Origin of the sequence: Paraglaciecola sp. T6c, assembly GCF_000014225.1 — a bacterium.
GTDB classification, from domain to species: domain Bacteria; phylum Pseudomonadota; class Gammaproteobacteria; order Enterobacterales; family Alteromonadaceae; genus Paraglaciecola; species Paraglaciecola atlantica_A.
The window spans coordinates 3,257,068-3,277,853 of record NC_008228.1 but is presented as its reverse complement, the minus strand read 5'-3'; the positions used below and the strand labels follow the sequence as shown (position 1 = coordinate 3,277,853).

General features: G+C 45.7%; 17 protein-coding genes. 12 read left to right on the top strand and 5 right to left on the bottom strand.

All coding sequences use genetic code 11. The features are described from left to right. Nucleotides 1-100 precede the first annotated feature (100 nt). From PATL_RS13775 to PATL_RS13720, 12 genes are all read left to right on the top strand, one after another. Complete coding sequence (locus PATL_RS13775; protein WP_041714467.1) at nt 101-1,279, top strand: Gfo/Idh/MocA family protein; 1,179 nt, start codon at nt 101-103, stop codon at nt 1,277-1,279. Nucleotides 1,280-1,433: 154 nt separating this feature from the next. Then, entirely contained in the window at nt 1,434-2,486 is a 1,053-nt protein-coding gene (locus PATL_RS13770; RefSeq protein ID WP_011575462.1) for a sugar phosphate isomerase/epimerase family protein, read from the top strand. Between the two features lie 122 nt (nt 2,487-2,608). Beyond that, the gene (locus tag PATL_RS13765) at nt 2,609-3,829 is read left to right on the top strand and encodes a nucleoside permease (RefSeq protein ID WP_011575461.1); all 1,221 of its coding nucleotides are present in this window, start codon (nt 2,609-2,611) and stop codon (nt 3,827-3,829) included. Beyond that, nucleotides 3,822-4,727 (top strand): hydroxypyruvate isomerase family protein, encoded by a 906-nt coding sequence (locus PATL_RS13760; protein ID WP_011575460.1) that lies wholly within the window; start codon nt 3,822-3,824, stop codon nt 4,725-4,727. Before PATL_RS13765 ends, PATL_RS13760 begins: the two co-directional genes overlap by 8 nt. Nucleotides 4,728-4,794: 67 nt before the next feature. Beyond that, nucleotides 4,795-6,480 (top strand): GMC oxidoreductase, encoded by a 1,686-nt coding sequence (locus tag PATL_RS13755; RefSeq protein WP_011575459.1) that lies wholly within the window; start codon nt 4,795-4,797, stop codon nt 6,478-6,480. Nucleotides 6,481-6,482: 2 nt separating this feature from the next. Next, entirely contained in the window at nt 6,483-7,082 is a 600-nt protein-coding gene (locus PATL_RS13750) for a gluconate 2-dehydrogenase subunit 3 family protein (protein WP_011575458.1), read from the top strand. A gap of 69 nt (nt 7,083-7,151) precedes the next feature. Next, nucleotides 7,152-7,916, top strand: coding sequence for a 3-keto-disaccharide hydrolase (locus PATL_RS13745; protein WP_011575457.1), 765 nt, complete (start codon nt 7,152-7,154; stop codon nt 7,914-7,916). A 305-nt stretch (nt 7,917-8,221) separates the two neighbouring features. After that, nucleotides 8,222-9,790: a sodium/sugar symporter gene (locus tag PATL_RS13740; RefSeq protein ID WP_011575456.1), complete on the top strand. Its 1,569-nt coding sequence runs from the start codon at nt 8,222-8,224 to the stop codon at nt 9,788-9,790. 225 nt (nt 9,791-10,015) lie between these two features. Further along, the gene (locus tag PATL_RS13735) at nt 10,016-11,236 is read left to right on the top strand and encodes an aldose epimerase family protein (RefSeq protein WP_011575455.1); all 1,221 of its coding nucleotides are present in this window, start codon (nt 10,016-10,018) and stop codon (nt 11,234-11,236) included. Between the two features lie 6 nt (nt 11,237-11,242). Next, complete coding sequence (locus tag PATL_RS13730; protein ID WP_011575454.1) at nt 11,243-12,250, top strand: LacI family DNA-binding transcriptional regulator; 1,008 nt, start codon at nt 11,243-11,245, stop codon at nt 12,248-12,250. Nucleotides 12,251-12,265: 15 nt separating this feature from the next. Further along, complete coding sequence (locus PATL_RS13725; protein WP_011575453.1) at nt 12,266-13,693, top strand: MFS transporter; 1,428 nt, start codon at nt 12,266-12,268, stop codon at nt 13,691-13,693. Between the two features lie 14 nt (nt 13,694-13,707). Next, nucleotides 13,708-14,721: a LacI family DNA-binding transcriptional regulator gene (locus PATL_RS13720; protein ID WP_011575452.1), complete on the top strand. Its 1,014-nt coding sequence runs from the start codon at nt 13,708-13,710 to the stop codon at nt 14,719-14,721. Nucleotides 14,722-14,740: 19 nt separating this feature from the next. Here the strand turns inward: PATL_RS13720 and PATL_RS13715 are convergent, their stop codons facing one another. The 5 genes from PATL_RS13715 to atpF form a co-directional block, all read right to left on the bottom strand. Beyond that, nucleotides 14,741-16,288: a sensor domain-containing diguanylate cyclase gene (locus PATL_RS13715; protein WP_011575451.1), complete on the bottom strand. Its 1,548-nt coding sequence runs from the start codon at nt 16,286-16,288 to the stop codon at nt 14,741-14,743. Nucleotides 16,289-16,729: 441 nt separating this feature from the next. Next, nucleotides 16,730-17,092, bottom strand: a complete 363-nt coding sequence (locus PATL_RS13710; protein WP_011575450.1) for a carboxymuconolactone decarboxylase family protein — start codon at nt 17,090-17,092, stop codon at nt 16,730-16,732. A 238-nt stretch (nt 17,093-17,330) separates the two neighbouring features. Beyond that, complete coding sequence (locus PATL_RS13705; protein WP_041713872.1) at nt 17,331-18,230, bottom strand: F0F1 ATP synthase subunit gamma; 900 nt, start codon at nt 18,228-18,230, stop codon at nt 17,331-17,333. Next, complete coding sequence (locus PATL_RS13700; protein WP_011575448.1) at nt 18,223-19,809, bottom strand: alternate F1F0 ATPase, F1 subunit alpha; 1,587 nt, start codon at nt 19,807-19,809, stop codon at nt 18,223-18,225. Before PATL_RS13700 ends, PATL_RS13705 begins: the two co-directional genes overlap by 8 nt. 68 nt (nt 19,810-19,877) lie before the next feature. Next, a complete protein-coding gene (atpF, locus tag PATL_RS13695) occupies nt 19,878-20,786 on the bottom strand; it encodes a F0F1 ATP synthase subunit B (protein WP_011575447.1) in 909 nt (302 codons plus the stop codon).

Here is a 20,786-nt window from a genome sequence, read left to right as displayed (position 1 = left end):
GACATGACCAAATGAAACCCGTTACATTTTAACGATATTATACATTTGTGTAACAATTGGCCGTGCGCCTCAATAGCATAGGAACGATTACGTGGCAAAAATGAACAAAGTTCGAATGGGTATGGTGGGCGGTGGTGAAGGCGCATTCATTGGCGCGGTTCATCGCCATGCCTTGGCCCTTGATGGTCAAATAGAATTGGTGTGCGGTGCATTTAGCCGTGACGAAGGCAATAACCAGCGCACTGCAGACGCACTGGGGTTAGATGATAACCGCGTTTATTCCAGCTGGGAGGCGCTATTAAAAGCCGAGCAAGCATTACCAGAAAATGAACGCATGCAAGTGCTCATCATAGTGACCCCTAATCATTTACATGTGCCAATTTCAATCGCGGCGATTGAAGCTGGGTTTCATGTATTTTGTGAGAAGCCCGCTGCTATTTCGCTCGAAGAAGCAAGTAATTTAAAAACGGCATTGAAGAAAAGCTCGGTGTTGTATGGCCTTGCACACACGTACTTGGGCTATCCCATGGTGTGGCAAGCACAGCATATGGTGGGCAGTGGCGCACTGGGTAACATTCGAAAAGTCTACGTTGAGTATCCTCAAGGTTGGTTGTCAGCCGATGAAGAAAGCCACAACAAACAAGCCTCGTGGCGTACGGATCCTGCGCAATCTGGTGGCAGCGGCTGTATGGGCGATATCGGTACCCATGCTTTCGGGCTGGTGGAGTTTGTGTTGCAGCAACAAGTGACGTCGCTTTGCGCCGATTTAAATACCCATGTAGATGGGCGTAGGCTAGATGATGACGGCGCTGCACTTATTCGTACAGATGGTGGAGCAAGCGGTGTGTTGATCGCAAGTCAAGTGTGTGCTGGTGAAGAGAACGCGCTAAAAATTCGGGTCTACGGTGATAAAGGTGGGCTCGAGTGGCAACAAATGGAGCCCAACTCGGTTATTTATCGCCCACTAGGCCAGCCGTTTCAGGTGTTACGAGCAGGCATGGGGCAACCCGGCTTGTGCCAAGAAGCATCAGAGCGTTGCCGCACACCAGCGGGTCACCCTGAGGGCTACTTAGAGGCAATGGCTAACTTGTACCGCTATTTTGGCAAAGCAGTGAAAGCAGCAGATGCAGGTACAGCATCAAAGAATGCCAATGAGCTTGGAAAAGCCGCTGGTGTACCTGGGATTGATTCAGGGATAAGAGGAATGGCGTTTATCGATGCCATGTTAGCCAGTAGTGACAGTGAAACCAAATGGCATGCTGTGCCAAGCGCTGAATAAACCGTTAAAGATCGCGCGAAAAAGATCACGGGAAAAGCTCGCGCGAAAAAGAATGCACAAAAAGCAAACAAATGAGTCTGTTACGTCACGAACAAGTGATTAACACGTAAGCCGCTCGGCGGTTTACCCAAGCGCACCAGTTAAGGAGAAGATTATGCCTGCTATTAAAGGCCCCGGAGTATTTTTAGCCCAGTTTATGAGTGATGAAGCGCCTTTCAACAGTTTGGATTCGATTGCTACATGGGCAGCCTCGTTGGGATATAAAGGAATTCAAGTTCCCACTGGCGATACAGCAATATTCGATTTGGAGCGCGCAGCGAATAGCCAAGAGTACTGTGATGAGGTGATGGCGATTTGTAACAAAGCGGGCGTGCAGATCACAGAACTTTCTACGCATTTACAAGGCCAGCTAGTGGCTGTGCACCCAGCATATGATGAACTTTTCGATAACTTCGCCCCTGAAGCGCTGCGGGGCAAACCCGCCGAGCGCACCGAGTGGGCAATACAACAAATGAAATGGGCCGCAAAGGCAAGCCAACGCCTTGGCTTAACAGCGCATGCCACGTTTTCAGGTGCGTTTTTATGGCATTTAGCATATCCCTGGCCACAGCGCCCTGCGGGCTTAGTTGAGCAAGGTTTTGCTGAGCTGGCAAAACGTTGGTTACCTATTTTAGATGCGTTTGATGAGGCGGGCGTGGACGTCTGTTATGAAATTCACCCCGGTGAGGATTTACACGATGGGGCGTCATTCGAATTGTTTTTGGATGCCGTTAATGGCCACCCCAGAGCGAATATTTTGTTTGACCCGAGCCACTTTGTTTTACAACAGCTTGATTACCTACAATTCATCGATTTGTATCATGAGCGCATTAAGATGTTCCATGTAAAGGATGCCGAATTTAATCCTAATGGGCGTTCTGGTGTTTACGGAGGTTATCAAGACTGGAAGGAACGCCCAGGCCGTTTTCGTTCATTGGGCGACGGCCAAGTCGACTTTAAAGGAATATTTAGCAAACTAACCCAGTATGGGTTTGATGGCTGGGCCATTTTGGAATGGGAATGCTGTTTAAAAGACTCAAACCAAGGGGCCGCTGAAGGTGCGCCGTTTATCGCAAGCCATATTATTACCCCCGCAGGGCGCGCGTTTGATGATTTTGCTGGTGCAGTGAGTGACGAGCAGCGCAATCGCAGAATATTGGGGCTGTAAAGCTTAAACGCTGCACAAATTGGCTCAGTGCCTTAATTAGCTTAGGGCCTTTAAGTGAAGCAATAAAAATGATGAGACGGTGCGGACGCATGCTTGCCAGTGCCATAATCAAGGGTTAGAAAATGAATACGATAACAACGCGATTAAGCGTGATGATGTTTCTGCAGTTTTTTATCTGGGGGGGCTGGTTTGTTACCTTAGGCACATTCTTGGCTAATACGTTGCAAGCCACTGGCGGTGAAATAGGCATGGCCTTTTCTACTCAATCGTGGGGGGCGATTATCGCGCCATTTGTGATTGGCCTTATTGCAGATAGGTACTTTAACGCAGAGCGTATTTTAGGTGTATTGCATCTCATTGGCGCAGTGTTGATGTATTGCTTGTATCAGGCGCCTGACTTTGATGCGTTCTACCCACTTGTTTTGGGTTACATGATCGCCTACATGCCGACCTTAGCGCTGGTTAACTCTGTGTCATTCGCACAAATGGATAACCCATCGAAGCAATTTGGTAAAATTCGCGTGTGGGGCACAGTGGGCTGGATTGTCGCCGGCTTAGCCATCAGCTATGCATTCTCATGGGATTCGAAACAGGCTATCGAAGAGGGCATGTTACGCAATACGTTCTTATTGTGTGCAGGCGCATCTTTGATACTCGGTTTGTTTAGCTTTACTTTGCCAAAAACACCGCCAAAAAGCGCCGGGGAGCAGGTTGGGCTAAAAGAGGTGCTGGGCCTTGATGCACTGGCACTGCTAAAAGACAGAAACTTCTTAGTGTTCTTTTTATCTTCAGTGTTAATTTGTATTCCTTTAGCGTTTTATTACCAAAATGCCAACCCGTTCTTAACTGAAATCGGCGTGGACAACGCAACGGGCAAGATGACCTTAGGCCAAGTGTCTGAAGTGTTATTCATGCTAGCCCTGCCAGTATTCTTAAACCGCTTCGGCATCAAAATCACTTTGCTCATCGGCATGCTCGCTTGGGTAGTGCGTTATGCATTATTTGCTTACGGCGATGCAGCTGGCGGAGTTGCATTACTGCTCGTGGGTATCGCATTGCACGGTATCTGTTACGACTTCTTTTTTGTTTCAGGACAAATCTACACTGATTCAAAAGCAGGAGAAAAAGTGAAAAGCGCCGCTCAGGGCCTGATTACCTTAGCCACATACGGTGTGGGTATGCTGATTGGCTTTTGGGTCGCCGGGCAAATAACCGATAAATACACCACCGCAGCCGGCCACTCTTGGCTTGATATCTGGTTGTTCCCTGCGGCGTTCGCCTTAGGTGTGTTTGTTATTTTCATGTTCACGTTTAAGGACGAAAAGGTGTCAGGTAATGAGTAACTCACGTCGCAATATGCTTAAAGGTATGGCACTTAGTAGTGCCGCGTTGGCAGCAAGTACAATGGTCAGTGGCTGTGCATCAAGCCAGGCGTCACAAAGTGGAAGTCAACAAACTACTTCGAAATTTAAAGGCAATATTAATCACTCGGTTGCGCGCTGGACATACGGAGAATTATCTATTGAAGAGCTTTGCCAAGTGGTTAAATCGTTGGGCTTTTCAGCCATCGATCTCATTGGCCCAGAAGGCTGGCCAATACTCAAGCGCTACGGTATCGACTCATCAATGTGTAATGGAGCTGAGCTGAACTTAGTCGATGGCTTTATTCACCCTGAATTTCATGATGAGCTTGAAAAGCGTTATCTAAAACATATCGATTTAGTGGCACAGGCGGGGTACAAAAACCTCATTTGTTTCAGCGGCAATGCCAGAGGTATGAGTAAAGAGCAGGGCCTTAAAAATGCAGTGGCAGGTCTTAAACGTATTTTGCCTTATGCTGAGCAAAAAGGTGTGGTAATACAAATGGAGTTGTTTAACAGCAAGGTTGATCACCCAGATTATATGGCTGACAGCTCGAAATGGGGCGTGGATCTATGTAAAGCCCTTGGCTCAGAAAATTTTAAGCTGCTTTACGACATCTACCATATGCAAGTGAATGAAGGCGATATCATTCGCACCATTCAAGATAATCATCAATATTTTGGCCACTACCACACTGCAGGTGTGCCGGGTCGTCATGAAATTGGAGATAACCAAGAGCTTTACTATCCAGCGATTGCTCGTGCAATTAAAGATGTGGGCTTTACCGGTTATCTTGCTCAGGAGTTTATACCTGCTGCTGAGACTAAAGCAGGCAAAATCGAATCGTTACGCGAAGCAATTCATATCTGTGATGTGTAACTTTTTATCTAAGTGTTTTTTAGCGCTTTTTAGTACACATCACACAACAAGAAGTTAGGGACCAAAAATGGCAAATAATCATTATGACGCAATCGTTGTTGGCTCAGGTATCAGCGGTGGTTGGGCAGCAAAAGAGTTAACCGAAAAAGGGCTTAAAGTGTTAATGCTGGAAAGAGGCAGAAACATTGAGCACGTAAAAGATTACACCAACGCCCATAAAGAAGCGTGGGATTACCCCCATCGCGGTGAACGCACACAGGAAATGATCGAAAATTATCCAGTGCTAAAACGCGACTATCCTCTTAATGAACCAACACTTGGCATGTGGGCGAACGAGAAAGACAGCCCGTATGTGGAAGAAAAGCGTTTTGATTGGTTTCGTGGTTACCACATGGGTGGACGTTCACTCACTTGGGGTCGTCAAAGCTATCGATTAAACAAAGAAGACTTTCTAGCTAATGCTAAAGAAGGGATCGCGGTGGATTGGCCAATTCGCTATGAAGATGTATCCCCTTGGTACGATTACGTAGAACGCTTCGCCGGGATCAGTGGCAGTAAAGATGGATTAGACGTATTGCCTGATGGTGAATATCAAATGCCCATGCCGCTTAACTGCGTAGAAAAAGATGTGGCGGCTAGAATTCAGAAAACCTTCAAAGGCCAACGTCATTTAATTCCGGGCCGAACCTCGAACATGACTGAGCCTAAGCCAAAAGAAGGGCGCACAAACTGCCAATACCGCAATAAATGCTGGTTGGGGTGTCCTTTTGGTGGGTATTTCAGTACGCAATCATCGACGCTGCCAGCAGCGGTTAAAACCGGTAACTTGACGGTGCGACCTTATTCTATCGTGACTGAAATTTTATACGATAAAGATAAGAAGCGTGCTAAAGGTGTGGCGGTGATAGATGCCGAAACGAACGAGACTTACGAATTCACCAGCAAGATATTGTTCGTCAATGCGTCGTCGTTTAACTCCACATGGTTATTGATGAACTCAGCGACCGATATATGGCAAGGTGGTTTGGGCAGCAGCAGTGGAGAGCTTGGTCATAATGTAATGGATCATCACTTTCGAATTGGTGCCCACGCTATGGTGGAAGGCTATGAAGATAAGTATCACTATGGCCGTCGTCCAAGTGGTTTCTATGTGCCACGTTTTCGTAACTGGGGTGATGACAAGCGCGATTACGTGCGTGGTTTTGGTTATCAAGGCTCTGCCAGTCGTCAAGGCTGGGGACGCGATGTCGCCGAAATGGGTATCGGAGCTGACCTAAAGAATGCGATAAGCGAGCCAGGCTCATGGCAAATTGGCATGACGGCGTTTGGTGAAATGTTGCCAGATCATAGCAATCGTATTTTCTTAGATAAGACCAAGAGAGATAAATGGGGCTTGCCTGTCTTAGCCATGGACGTTGAGATAAAAGACAACGAGAAACGCATGCGCAAAGACATGATGCAAGATGCTATCGATATGTTCGAAGCTGCAGGCATGAAAAATGTTCAAGGTTATGATGCTGATTACTTCCCGGGACAAGGTATTCACGAGATGGGCACGGCGCGAATGGGGCGCGACCCTAAAACCTCGGTGTTAAATGGTAATAACCAGGTGTGGGACGCCTTAAACGTATTTGTAACTGACGGTGCGTGCATGACGTCCGCGTCTTGTGTGAACCCTTCGTTGACCTATATGGCATTAACTGCCCGTGCAGCAAATTTTGCTGTTGAAGAGCTGAAGAAAGGAAACCTGTAATCATGAGTATGAACAGACGCGAATTACTTAAAATGATTGCCGCTGCCACAGGCACGGCGTTTGTTAGTGCGAACGCGATGGCCTATGTCACGTTGCCGATGAAAACCGTTCAAGAAACGGCGTTCTCAAAAGATGATATCGCATTTTTTAATGAAGTCGGAGAGGTGATTATTCCTCGCACGGATACGCCTGGGGCTAAAGATGTCAATGTTGGCTATATGATGGCGGTGATTGTCACTGATTGTTATACCGCTCCTCAGCAGGCTGCATTTAAAGAGGGCATTGCATCGATAAAGGCGTTGGCTAAATCAACTTATGGTAAAGATTTTCTTCTGCTCAATACTGAACAGCGCGCTAGCCTGTTAGCCTCATTGAATGACGAAGCCGATGTATTCAACACTAACGCTAAATTGGCAAATAAAGGCGTAAAAGACTCAGAAAAACCTACGCCTCACGGCTTTACGTTAATTAAGCAGCTGACATTGTTTACCTTTTTCACCTCAAAAGAAGGCGCTACCAAAGTATTGCGCTATGTGGCTATTCCAGGTCGCTACGATGGTGAATTGCCGTATAAGAAAGGGGATCGCGCGTGGGCTACGTAGCAGGCAATTAATTGAGTGCTAAATGACACCGTCACCCGTGACAAAAATTTACCCCAAGGGACAAAATTAATGAAGTTAACCAAACGAATAAGCAATCTAACGTTAATACTGGCCGGTGCCATATCGCTGAGCCAGCATGTAAACGCTGAGCAGAGCCAAGCAGAGCGTGAAGCTCAAGCGCAAAAAACCGAAGTGTGGGAGCCTGTCCCTAAGATTGTGTCAACCCCTGTGGGTAGAGCACCGTCTGACGCGGTGGTTCTTTTCAATGGCGATGACTTAAGTGCATGGGAAGCGCTTAAAGGCGGCGACGCACCTTGGAGTATCGGCGGCGATGTGTTGACGGTAAAACCGGGTGCTGGCGATATTAAAACCAAACAGAGCTTTTGTGATGTGCAATTACATATGGAATGGCGCACACCTACCCAAGTTGAGGGTATGAAAGGACAGCAACGTAATAACAGTGGTGTGTTCTTTCAGCAGCGCTATGAAGTGCAAGTGTTAGACTCCTATGAGAACCCTACCTATTCAAATGGACAGGCAGGCAGTGTTTACAAGCAAACAATTCCGTTAGCAAACGCTATGCGCCCAGCTGGTGAGTGGCAGTACTATGACATCATCTATACCGCGCCGCGTTTCAAGGGTAAAGAGTTGACTCAGCCTGGATACGTCACTGTGATGCATAATGGTGTCCTATTGCAAAATCATACCGAGATTCAAGGTAAAACAGAATGGATTGGCGCCCCGAGCTACGAAGCCCACGGCTGTGCACCTCTGCAGCTGCAAGATCATGGTAATTTAGTGAGTTTTCGTAATATTTGGGTGCGTGAACTGTAAATGTACGTATGAAATAGCGTAATAAAAAGAGCCGCTTTTGCGGCTTTTTTTACATCGGTTGTACGACATAGGGCCTATCTACAGGTCATTTGATGTTGAATGATTATTTCGCATCGCTAGTCATTATTATCGTTAATTAAAAAGGTAAACCGATTTCATGATGTTGGCGTTAAATGAGGCGGTAGCGTATAGTTTTCCGCTTTAAGTGATGTATAGCCAAACCAAGAAAATATCTTAAATGTTACTTGCCCTCTTTTAAATGGCCAGTGGTAGATTTCAACAAATAGCGACAAGGAAAATAACAAATGAACTATTCACTCGACCCAATTGATCTGGGGGTGTTTATTGTATACGCCGCTGGGTTACTTGCCCTTGCTCTTTGGATATCCCGAGACGAGAAGTCACATGACAGAACCACACAAGATTATTTCTTGGCCAGTAAATCGCTACCCTGGTGGGCAATTGGTGCGTCATTGATTGCGGCCAATATTTCAGCAGAACAAATCATTGGCATGTCAGGCTCTGGCTTTGCGTTAGGCCTCGGCATTGCCTCTTATGAATGGATGGCGGCCATTACATTGATTTTAGTGGGTAAGTATTTACTGCCCATATTCCTTAAAAATGGCATTTACACCATGCCGCAATATTTAGAGCAACGCTTTGACAGTCGGGTTAAAACTACTTTAGCGCTTTTTTGGTTAGGGGTATTTATCTTCGTCAATTTGACCTCGGTTTTGTGGTTAGGGGGATTAGCAATACAAAGCGTCGCTGGTATTGATTGGATGTATGGCATGATCTTTTTAGCTGTTTTTTCTGTGGCGTATTCCACCTACGGTGGACTAAAGGCAGTGGCGTACACTGATATCATTCAAGTGGTGTTACTGGTTTTCGGGGGCTTCTTTTTAAGTTACTTAGCGCTGCAACAAATATCGGGCGGGGAAGGGGTCTTGAAAGGCTTTAACATATTAACCGAGAAAGTCCCGGGCCACTTCGACATGATTTTAAGCCCTGATAATAGCGAATACATGAATCTGCCCGGTATCTCCGTGTTAGTGGGCGGTCTGTGGGTGATGAACGTTGGATATTGGGGCTTCAACCAATATATTATTCAGCGAGCGCTGGCGGCAAAAAGCATTCAAGAAGCGCAAAAAGGTATTGCGTTTGCCGCGTATTTAAAGTTACTTATGCCGATCATAGTGGTGTTGCCTGGTATCGCAGCGGTTATCTTGTTTCCAGACATTGAAAAGCCCGATCAAGCTTACCCATCAATGATGTCGCTTATGCCAGTGGGTATAAAGGGACTAGTGTTCGCCGCACTTGTAGCCGCTATTGTTTCGTCTTTAGCGTCAATGACCAACAGTATTTCAACTATTTTTACCATGGATATTTACCGCCCTGTGCGTCATGACAAAGATGAAAATCACTATGTGAATATTGGGCGCTTGGCAACTGTTACCTCTTTGGTGGTAGCGGTCTGTGTTGCCCAGCCCCTTATCGGGCAGTCAGAGCAGGCGTTTCAATACATTCAGGAATTTACCGGGTTGTTTTCCCCCGGGATCACAGTGATTTTCCTAATGGGCATGTTCTGGAAGCGCACTACGTCCTCAGGTGCGCTAGCAGCAGCGATTGGCTCCGCACTTTTCTCTGTATTGTTTGCCCTTTTCTTACCTGAGTTGCCATTTATGGATCGCATCGGCATCGTATTTTTAATGTGCTTAGCCTTAACCTATTTCGTATCATTACGTGAGTCCGCACCAAAAAATGATAGCAGCGTAGATTTAAGTGATGTGAACTTTGGTACTACAACTGGCTTTAATATCGCGGGCATAGGCTGTGTGTTAATACTCATAGGTCTGTACGTCACCTGGTGGTAATGTCTTTCATCAGGGCTGGTGTTCGGCCCTGATTTTTTCACTGAATTTCATGTCTTCTATCTCGTTTCTTTACAATTTGCGTCAACGTTTTTGAATGCTGCCGCCATTAACAATGATCTTACGTAAAGTAATCTTCATGGGTAAACCGATTTCATTTTGACTGGAGTTTATCGTCTTTCTATCGTATGTTTGTGGCTGTCTATTCAACTATCATATGTATTATTGATGAAACCATTCACATTATTTACTTGTGCTTATTTTCGATTTAACCGACTAGGGGGGTTGCTTCGACTATTTGTATTTATTGGCTCGTGCAGTTTAATTTGTCTACCCGCGCTGTCAAAGGCACAAGAAGATGAGTCTGACGTGGACGTGACTGAGGAAATTTGGGGCCAATATAAAGGTGAGGACATAAAGCGTTTCACCTTATCTAATCAACATGGCATGCGGGTTAGCGTAACGAATTGGGGCGCCTATGTAACATCCATTATTGTCGCGGATAAAAACGGTACATTTGAAGATGTGGTGTTGGGTTACGACAGCGCAGATGAGTATGTGCACGACTGTTGTTATAACGGTGCAACCGTCGGCCGTTTTGCCAATCGTATTGCTGGTGGGCACTTTCAAATCGATGGTAAACCAGTGCAATTAAGCGTCAAGCGTGATGGTGGTAACAAAGGCAATCATGCTCATGGCGGAGAATTGGGGTTCAATAAGAAGCTGTGGCAGGCACGCCAAGTGCCCAGTGGAGTCGAGATGCGCTATTTATCCCTCGACGGTGAAGAAGGGTATCCAGGCAATGCCAATGTAACTGTGCTGTATCGCTTAAATGCTAATAATGAGTTTACCGTTAGTTTTCATGCTACCAGTGACAAAACCACTCCTATTAATCTCATCTCTCATATCTATTTTAATTTGACCGGCAACCAAAAGCGCAACATTGAACAGCACCAACTGCAGGTTGACGCTAGCACTTTAGTGCAAGTCAAAAAGAGCTTACTACCCACTGGTAAGCTAATGAGCGTGAAAAGGACGCCGTTCGATTTAACAAAAGCAGCGACCCTGCATGGACGACTTACGAGTGTGCATGAACAATTGAAATTGGCGAACGGACAAGATAAAACCCATGGTGGCTTTGATCATACTTGGGTGTTCGACCGATATGATGGTAAGTTGCTCCATCAAGTTCAACTATATGAGCCTGACAGCGGGCGAATGCTAGACATTCTAACCACTCAGCCAGGTGTACACGTGTACACAGGCAACTTCATGAACGGTAGTGCAATAGGTAAGCAGGGAAAACCAATGACATTTCGCAGTGGCGTCGCACTAGAAACGCAGCACTTTGCCGACTCGGTGAATCAACCTGAATTTCCCTCTACCTTATTAAGGCCCGGTGAAACATACTCTGAATCAACCGTTTATCGCTTTGGGAGCAGACAGTAAAAAGCAATGGCAACCATTAAAGATGTAGCAAAATTGGCCGGTGTGTCACCAGCGACGGTATCTAGGGTCTTGAGTTCGACCGTTGTCGTCAGCCCAAAAACCAAAGCCAGAATTGAAAAAGCCATCGCTGAGCTGGATTTTAGGCCCAATGCCCACGCTCGTGCATTAGTGAATAAAAGTACACATACCATAGGTGTGGTTATTTCGCAGCTCGCCGACCCTTTCTTTGCGCAAATGGCTAGCAGCATCGAAGACGTCGCTAAAAAACGCAAGTTCAAGGTATTGGTCAGTACCGGCTCGTTAGATGCGCAAAAAGAATTAACCGCCATCAAAAGTTTACAAGCCCAGCGCTGTGAGGCCATGGTAGTGAACAGTAAAGCCTTGGCTGATGACGTGCTAATCGATTTGGCTCAGCGCATTCCGGGCTTCGTATTAATCAATAAATTTATTCCCGAGATCAGTGAGCGTTGTGTGTGGTTTGATAATATTGCGGGAGGAAAGGTGATGGCCGATTACATGGCGTCCCTTGGTCATACTGGAATTGCGGTGGTTTCCACCAAAGAGCGAGTCTATGATGCAACTCACAGGTTAAATGGTATTCGCCAGTCACTGAATGCTCATCAGATAGCTTTACCAGAGGAGTATATTGCGCACGGCTCTCCAGATTATGACGGAGGCCGTGCCGCAGTCGCAAGTTTCATTCAGCGCGGGGTGAATTTCAGTGCTGTGCTTTGCTACAACGATGCAATGGCAACTGGCGTTATCTCGGCATTGACGGATTTAGGAAAACGAATACCGGATGATGTATCAATCATCGGCTTTGATGATGTTTTGTTGGCAAAGTATTGTATGCCTAAATTGACTACGGTGAAGTACCCTATTGATATTATGGCACGTAAGGCCACAGAACTGGCCCTAAGCCTTATTGCTAAAGAACAAACGCTTAACCAAAACGCCAAAGACTACCAATATAAGCCATTTCTGGTGAAGCGTGAGTCAGCCACAAAACGCTAGCGAAGTGGCGAGCACATGCTGACGTTACCCGATATTTCTCGTCAGCATCTTATCGCTCTTGGCTTTGGTTTTTTAGCACTCTTCTTTGCAAACCAGAGCCTTAGTGCAATGGCCGTTCCTTACTTTCAAATGACCTTAGGGCTAGACCCATTTTGGTTAAGCCTAGTGATTGCCGCTCCTATTATGTTTGCCGCTTTTATCAGCCAAAATGTTGGTCGAGTGTCTGAACGTTTACAGCATAAACATGGCAACCGCCGAGTCACACTGTTTATATCGGGCGTGACCTCAGGTGTGCTGTTTGGAGCGATATGGTTAGTGCCAAATACTTGGTCCAATACTGACGTATTAGGGTATGTGTTAGTGCTCAACTTCTTGTTCTCAATCGCCTTAACGTTTCTTACTATCAACGTTAAGTCACTGGCATTTGAGCTAAGCCGCAACGAAACTGAGCGCGTTAAGGTCATGGCATTTGGCTCTTTGTTTGAGCGGTTTGGCACCTTCGCTTATTTTTGGTTGTTTCCCTTGGCACAATTGTCCATATGGGGCAGCATACATCTGGGGATCCAATATGTGGGCTGGTTTATCGGGGTAGTGTTGATTGCCTTTTTTTCTATCGTTAGCGCGTGGTGTTGTGCACCAAAAAAAGTGACATCCCCGTCGATCAATACAGAGCGAACGAATCCATTTGAGCGCAAAAAAGAAACACCTGGGAATGCTCCTGGTAGCATAAGCAGCGCCAAACCACCAACGGACGAAAGAACGAAAAGGGCCTTATTTTTATTGTTGAGTTTGACGCTGATTAAATTTGGGGCAATCAGCATTTTTACCAGTTTTGATTTTTATCTTTTGGTGTATTTTGTAAAGGGCGGTGACGTTGAGGCAGGTGCTTACTGGAAGGGTATTTTATCGTCAACGTTTGCATTGGTAACCTTAGTTATGATCCCGCTATTTTCATACGTTGCGATAAAGCTCGGCAGATTAAAGGCTTTGAGTATTATCTACTGGTTAACTGCCTTGGGTGCGGTGTTAAAATGGTTTATTTATCAGCCAGGCAATGAGTGGGCTGTGATCATAGATGCATTATTAGGTGCGCCTTCTTGGGTGGCCATTTCCGTTATCATACCCAGTATGTTGGCCGATTTATGTGCCTATGAGCGAAAACTATCAGGACAGAATAAGGTAGGGTATTTTGTTTCAGCGCAAAATAAAGTGATTAACATTGGTGTTGTAATGACGATGATCGGTGCTGGTCTGCTGCTCAACTTAGTGGGTTTTGATGCTAACGCGGGGGAAAATCAACGCCCCGATAGTATATTTTGGATGCGGGTGTGTCTAGCGGGAGGCCCGTTAGTACTGTGTTTTATATCCTTAATGATTGTGAAGTGTTATCCCTTATCCGAACAACGAATGGCATTGAGTAAAGATGCTACACATGGAGTCTAAAATGAGCGTAAGTCATGCCAACCATTAAAGATATTGCTAAGGCTGCAGGTGTATCACCGGCGAGTGTTTCAAGGGTTATTAACGATGGGCCGAAAGTCGGTGCTAAAACACGTGAAAAAATAAAGCGCATTATGCGCGAAATGCAGTACCAACCAAATGCTAATGCGCAAGCAATTAACATGCAAAACAACGCGTCTATAGGAATTGTACTTGCTGACTTAACGGATCCTTTATTCGCCAAAATGGCTCATGGTATTGAAAAAGTCGCCGCACAAAAAGATTTACAGATTTTTCTCAACTCAGGGGCGTTTGACCGCACCAGCGAGCTCGACGCCATTGAAGTATTACTGGAGCATCGCTATAAAGCCTTAGTGGTGCACAGTGCGATGATAGACGAAAAGACCCTAATCGAATTTGCCCGTAAAGTGCCAGGGTTAGTGTTACTCAATCGGCATATCAAAGAGATTGAAAATCGCTGCATCTGGCTAGATGACAAGTTAGGCGGCGCGTTGATGGCAGACCATATCGTGGATAAAGGCCATAAAAAAATAGCGATTATTGGCGTGGATGGTATTCAAAATAACACCCGACTTCGCATTGAGGGCATGAAAGCCCAGTTAGCCAAATATCCAGTCACCTACGAAATCGAAATGTTAGCGCAAGGCGCGGCTACCTACGAAGGCGGTGAAGTCGCAGTGCAAAACTTACTCGCACGAGGGGTAGAGTTTAGCGCTATTTTAGCCTACAACGATGCCATTGCGGTGGGGGCGGTTTCAATGTTGAAGGCTCATGGCATGACAGTGCCTGATGATGTATCAGTGGTTGGTTTTAACAATTTGATCTTGGCACAGTGCATAAAGCCTAAGCTGACGACAATCCACAATCCTATCGAAGAAATGGCCATGAAGGCGACGGAGCTGGCACTTTCACTAAGCAAGGGAAATGGTGATAGCGAGCATGATTACGCCATAGATGAGCACAAATACCGTCCAGTGCTGGTAGAAAGACATTCCGTAAAGCAGCTCTAATGAGGTTTAATGCGTGTTTTTAAGGCGCGTCAATTTCCTCAGTACTTGGGATTGACTGGTTAGCGAAGTAATGGACGCTGTTGCGCCCCTTTGCTTTTGCTTTATACATAGCTTGGTCGGCGTTTTTAAGCAGTGTATCCATGTCAGCAGCATCATTTGGATAAAACGCAATACCAATACTCGCGGTACAGTAAACGCTTTCATCTTGGATAAAATACGGCTTGGCCAGTGCATCTGATAATTTGCGCCCCAGGGCCGCAATATCCTCTGGGGAGATAGCATCTCGCAGGACGATGATAAATTCATCTCCGCCGAGTCTCGCTGCGATATCACTTTTGCGAATACACCCTTTTATACGTTTCGAACACTCTACCAGTACGATGTCCCCAGCAGCGTGACCTAGTGTGTCATTGACCGCTTTGAATTTATCAAGATCTAACATGGCAACAGCAAGCTGTTTTTTCTCTCGATTAGCTTGAGTCATTGCGCTGGCGAGGTGTTCGTAAAGTAGGTTTCGATTAGGCAGATACGTCAAGCTGTCGTAGTTGGCTTGTTGCCAAATTAATTTATCCGCTTTTTCTCGCTCAATGGCGATGCGAGTAAGATTGACAAATTGCTCTATCAGTTTGAGTTCGTCATTTTTTGGCGAGTATTGTTTTTGAAAATAGATAACGAAGCTACCTAAAACTTTTCCGTTGTTGCCAATAATGGGTTCAGACCAACAAGAAGCCAAATGGGCTTTTTGGGTCAACTCGGTCCAATCCACCCAGCCCGGATGACTAGCAATATCTTTTACAACCACACGCTTTGAGGAGAACGCCGCTTCAGCCCATGCGCCAATACCGTGACCAATTGATAGGCCGTCAATAGCCAGATTGTAATAGTCCGGTAGGCTTGGCGCTGCGCCAACCAATAACCGCCTGCCTTTTCGATCGACGAGTAGCACGCTGCATAACGCATTAGGGATTTCATTTTCGATGCCATTAATAATTGCCGGTAGTATTTTAGATAACTTACTTGAACTGGCGATTAACTCGAGAATGTTATTGTGAATTTGGTTTATTTTGTCTTTGTTTGATAATTGTCGATTTTTATTTTGCATAAAAACTGAAAATATTAGCGAAAATATGTTCGTTACCACAAAGGATGCAATGATGCGGGGGAGTGTGAAGCTATCGAATTGTTGAAACGTTAAAAAACACGCGATGGTAATTAAAACCAAGTTAAACAGGCTAGCGATCAGGGTCGGTAAGAGGTAAAAGCTGGCAATAATGATCGGGAAAACCCAATAAATTAACCCTGCGCCCTTAACGTGTATCCCTATTAGAATGGTGACTTGGGCAACAAAGGCGAATATCCCGCTTAACAGTTTGATTCTGCTAGTGAACCAAACCCCTAAAAAAATGGCAAATATGCCACCTACCGCCACTACATCTACCAAACTATTAGCGATGTCTCCAGCCATAAGGCTCAACAAGAGAAAAGGGGAGAGTACCAGTGAAGCTGAGCCTGTAATAGCCAGAAGAATTTTATCTTCTAAGGTACGATCTTGGAATTTAATCGTCATATTAGGTCACCGTATAATGCATGGTGGCGTTCTCTTAAAGTGCAATAAACCAATGGATAACATAGCTGAAATTAACCGTTAGTGTTATAAAAAACAATAAGATAAGCTAATAAGTTTGCTCTTAGGCCGTTGTCAGACATACTGATAACCAGAGGCTATTTATCTGTTACGTGTGAAATTCAATCTATAGGGGGCTGTATTAATGCGCAGCAGCTACTGAGACCAAATGAATTCACAAAGCGCTGGAAAAAAGCCACAACATAGCGCTGAAATAGAAAGCGTATTTCTTCAATATAGGCCTGATCCGCAAACGCCTTCGGGCACTTATATTCGCATGCACGCTTTGATGTAGAGCCTCAGGCATCGCGATTATCCGCTTTGCTCAAAATCACAAACTGCACTAAAAATACCCTGTAAAGATTAATAGCCTTGGTGTTTTGTTTACAAAGGTAAGTCTTGATTTAGCTCGAATTGATCTAAGGCTTCTAATGCTTCGCAACCATAAACCATAGACGGTCCACCACCCATTAATATTGCTACTCCTATGGTCTCTACAATTTCTTGTCTATTTGCACCGGCTTTCAGAGCGTCATGCACGTGAAAAGCGATACACCCATTGCAGCGTACAGATATCGCAATACTCAGTGCAATAAGCTCTTTGGTTTTATTGTCCAAAGCGCCTTTGGCGACAGCATTTACGTGGAGTTCACCGAAACCCGCCATGGTCTCAGGGATTTCAGAGATTAGTTTAGCACTGAGATCTTGTAGCTTTTGATAGGTGTTGATGTGATCAGTTGGTTGCATTGATTCGGCCTTTTAGTGTGGTGAGTTCGACGTGTTAAAATGCGCTACGCGCGATAAAATTATTCACGCAAAACGTGATGTCATATCTACTTTTTCATACAAATAAGTATGCGCGCTCAACGAAATCAGCTATTGATGCAGGTCAAAGGAAAGTTGTTTAATTTTTATAAGGTAGTTGGGTCTGCGCGCTAACATGAAAAAACGTTAGTTGTTTACTCTTATCAGATTTGATTACGGATTAATTAGCATTTCCCAGCGCTTCGAACCCACTGACCAAATCTGATAACTCTTCATCAATGGCACCTTGACGATGGCGATGAAATTGCCGCAATAGTAAGGTTTGCAATTCATCTATGTTTTTTTCGGCTCGCTGCATAGAGGTCAGTCTGCTGGCATTCTCACTGGCCAGTGATTGTGTAGCGGCCCTAAAAAGAGATGTAAAAAGATATTCTCCAATCAGTGCGCTAAAACTTTTTTGAGGGGCAGTTAATAGTTCTGGGATGCACTTGGTCGGCCAAACTTGAGTGTTAATTTGCTGCTGCCATTGTTTATCTAGCGGTAATACGCGTTGGCAAGTCGGCTCATATTGCGCGTTTTGGGCGCTGTGATTGAAAAATAGATAGACCTCCTCTAGTTGATTTGTTTGCTGATGCCTGTGGATTTCCTGCAACAATTCTGTGACCAATGACGTGACAGTACCTATGGTGTTAGGCAAAACAAGGGGTTTTTGCACCGTATGCTGGCTGTCTTCTAGGTAGGAGTACATTCGCTCTCCCACCGCCCATATTAGTTTATCGTTAGTAAGCGTTGCGATTTTCTCGGTCATAAATGCCAACAGCACATCATTAAATTGACCTACGAGTCCTTGATCAGAGCCAATGACGATAATCCCGGTCTTGCCACGCTCTTTGCTTGATGGGGTTATCTTAACGCTCGGCGTTTGAGCGGGTAAGTCGATATGATGGAAATACCCCATTAAGCCCAGTTGTACCGTATGATAATAATCATCTAAAGCATGCACAGCGTTTTCGTATTGAGTGATATTGACCGCTGCCATGGCCTTCATGGTGCGCACGACCGATTTTAAATCGTTTGCGCTGTGCAGTTTATGCTGTATGACGCTGCTTGACTCACCCATTGGCTTCATTAACCGTAGGCTGAATTTTATCACCACTGCGCAAAGTGCCTTGGGCAAAAGGTTTAAGTGCTTGGGATAACATGTCGAGAATGATGTGTTGATCTTGCTCTTCTATGCTTTCAGCCTGTTCTAATTTTTCAATAATAGGCAGGGGCAGGCTAGTTAGGCCATCAATGGCAGCGGATTGAGCGCTGTCCATAGCCGCTAAATCGATTGCATCAAACAGGTCATTTGTCAGTGCCAGTAATATTACAATTTGAGCTGCCACCGACAGTGGGCTTGACTCAGCTTGCTTAAGACATGAGCGAATACGCTGTCCGTGCTCGATTGTCTGTAAGCTATTAGCATCTAGACGCGCCCCGAAGCGGGCAAAGGTTTCAAGCTCTTCAAACTGTGCGTATGCTAATTTTAATGCCCCAGAGACTTTTCTAAATGCCGAACGCTGCGCTTTGCCACCCACCCGAGACACAGATTTGCCCACATCGACAGCTGGTAAGATGCCAAGCGAAAAAAGATCGGGCGATAAATATATCTGGCCATCGGTAATCGAAATCAGGTTGGTCGGTATGTAAGCCGACATATTTTGCTCTTCAGTTTCAATGATGGGTAATGCGGTCATCGACCCACCTCCGTGCGCCTCATTCAAGTGCGTTGAGCGCTCAAGTAAGCGTGAGTGCAGATAAAATATATCCCCAGGGAAGGCTTCTCGGCCCGGAGGCCTGCGCAGTAACAAGGATAGCTCTCGATAAGAGCGCGCGTGCTGAGTTAAATCATCATACACAATCAGCACATCTCTGCCTTGCTCCATGAAATATTCACCAATACTGGTTGCCGCATAGGGGGCGATGTAATCAAGCCCGGGGGGATCATTGCCCTCAGTGACCATTACCACTGTATATTCAAACGCATTATGGTGCTTTAAGGTGGCCAGTATTTTGGCCACCGACGCTGACTTTTGTCCTATGGCGCAATAGACGCACAGCACGTTTTTGTCTTTTTGATTGAGAATGGCATCTATCGCGATCGATGTTTTACCTGTTTGTCGGTCACCCATAATGAGCTCACGTTGGCCTTTACCAATCGGTATGAGCGCGTCTAATACTTTGAGGCCGGTTTGCAGCGGCTCAGTGACTGGGGAGCGCGTCATTATCTCAGGGGCTGGGCGTTCTATTGCCATGCGTTGCGTGCTGGTCAGGTTGCCTTTACCATCAAGCGTACGACCAAGGGGATCAATGACTCGACCTATTAAATCAGCCCCAACAGGTATGTCTACCACACGTCCTGTGCGCTTAACTTCATCCCCAGCGTTAAGCTGACTGTAATCCCCCAGCATGATGACGCCAATGTCATGTTCATCAATGTTGAATGCAATGCCGTAAATATCCCCAGGAAAGCGCAATAATTCTTCAAAGCCTGCGCTGGGTAAGCCATGCACGATGGCAATGCCAGCAGAAACACTTTTCACCGACCCGATTTCTTGCAACACAAGGTTGGGCTGTGCTCGCTGACGGCTCTGCTCAAGGTGCTCAAAAAGGTACTGGTAACCTTGTTTCAGGTTGTTATCAACGCTGGGAGTCATTGCCGTTCCTTCTTATTATTGTTTTTAGCCGAGTCTTGTTACTGGCGCTTTGGTATGCGAGCTCAAACTTAGGCATGGGGGATTTTAGCCTCAGCGTGGGGGGGATTAGCCTCGGGATTGTCAGTTCCCTCGTTTTCAGGTAGGCCTAACAGCGTTTCTGTGAAAGGGATAAACTCTGCCTCAACGTCCTCTTGTAGCTCAGCTAAGTAGTTGTCAGTGCTCCAGGCGAGTTTCCAACCCCCCATGGTAAGCTCAATACCGTTAATTAACCTAGGTACGATACTTTCTGACAGCTTTATTGAAGGGGCGGGATTTGATGGCGCTGCATTCACACTGTTGTTTTGTGACGAGTCTTTTTTAAAAGAGGGCAAGTATTGTTGTAAGCATGCCAGCAATTGTTTTTTTTGCGCCTCAGCGAGTGGTTGAGCGCTGCGCACCACAATTTGATTGCCACTATTAGCCAGTGCTCGGGTAAGCGCAGCATGCTGATCATCATCTAGGGTGTTAAGGCGCTGAACAAGTTTATCTATCATCTTCGTATGTAAGTCGCCGTCCGCTAGCTCGGTTAACACTTTGCGACTGATGGCATACACTTCATGAATATTCTGTTGCAATACATCTTGCTTAAGCTCGGCCATTTCTAAACGCAGGGCGGCGACCCGTTTCTTCACTATTTGTTCGGCATTATGTCGTGCGTTATCAAGCAGGCTTTGTGAAGCCATTTGCGCTTCATTTTTAGCCTCACCGACTAGTTGCGTGCGTTCCTGCTCAATGTGCGCAAGTTTACTTTCATACTCAGTGCGCAAGTTTTCTGCTTGTGATTTGCAGGTATCAGCATCCGCTAAAATACCGGCAATCTTCTTTTCTCTGGCGTCTAAACCATCGATGATGGGGTGATACAAGAAGCGTTTTAGCAACCATAGCAATAGTAAGAAATTGATCCCTTGGGCGATGACCGTAAACCAGTCGATTGGCAT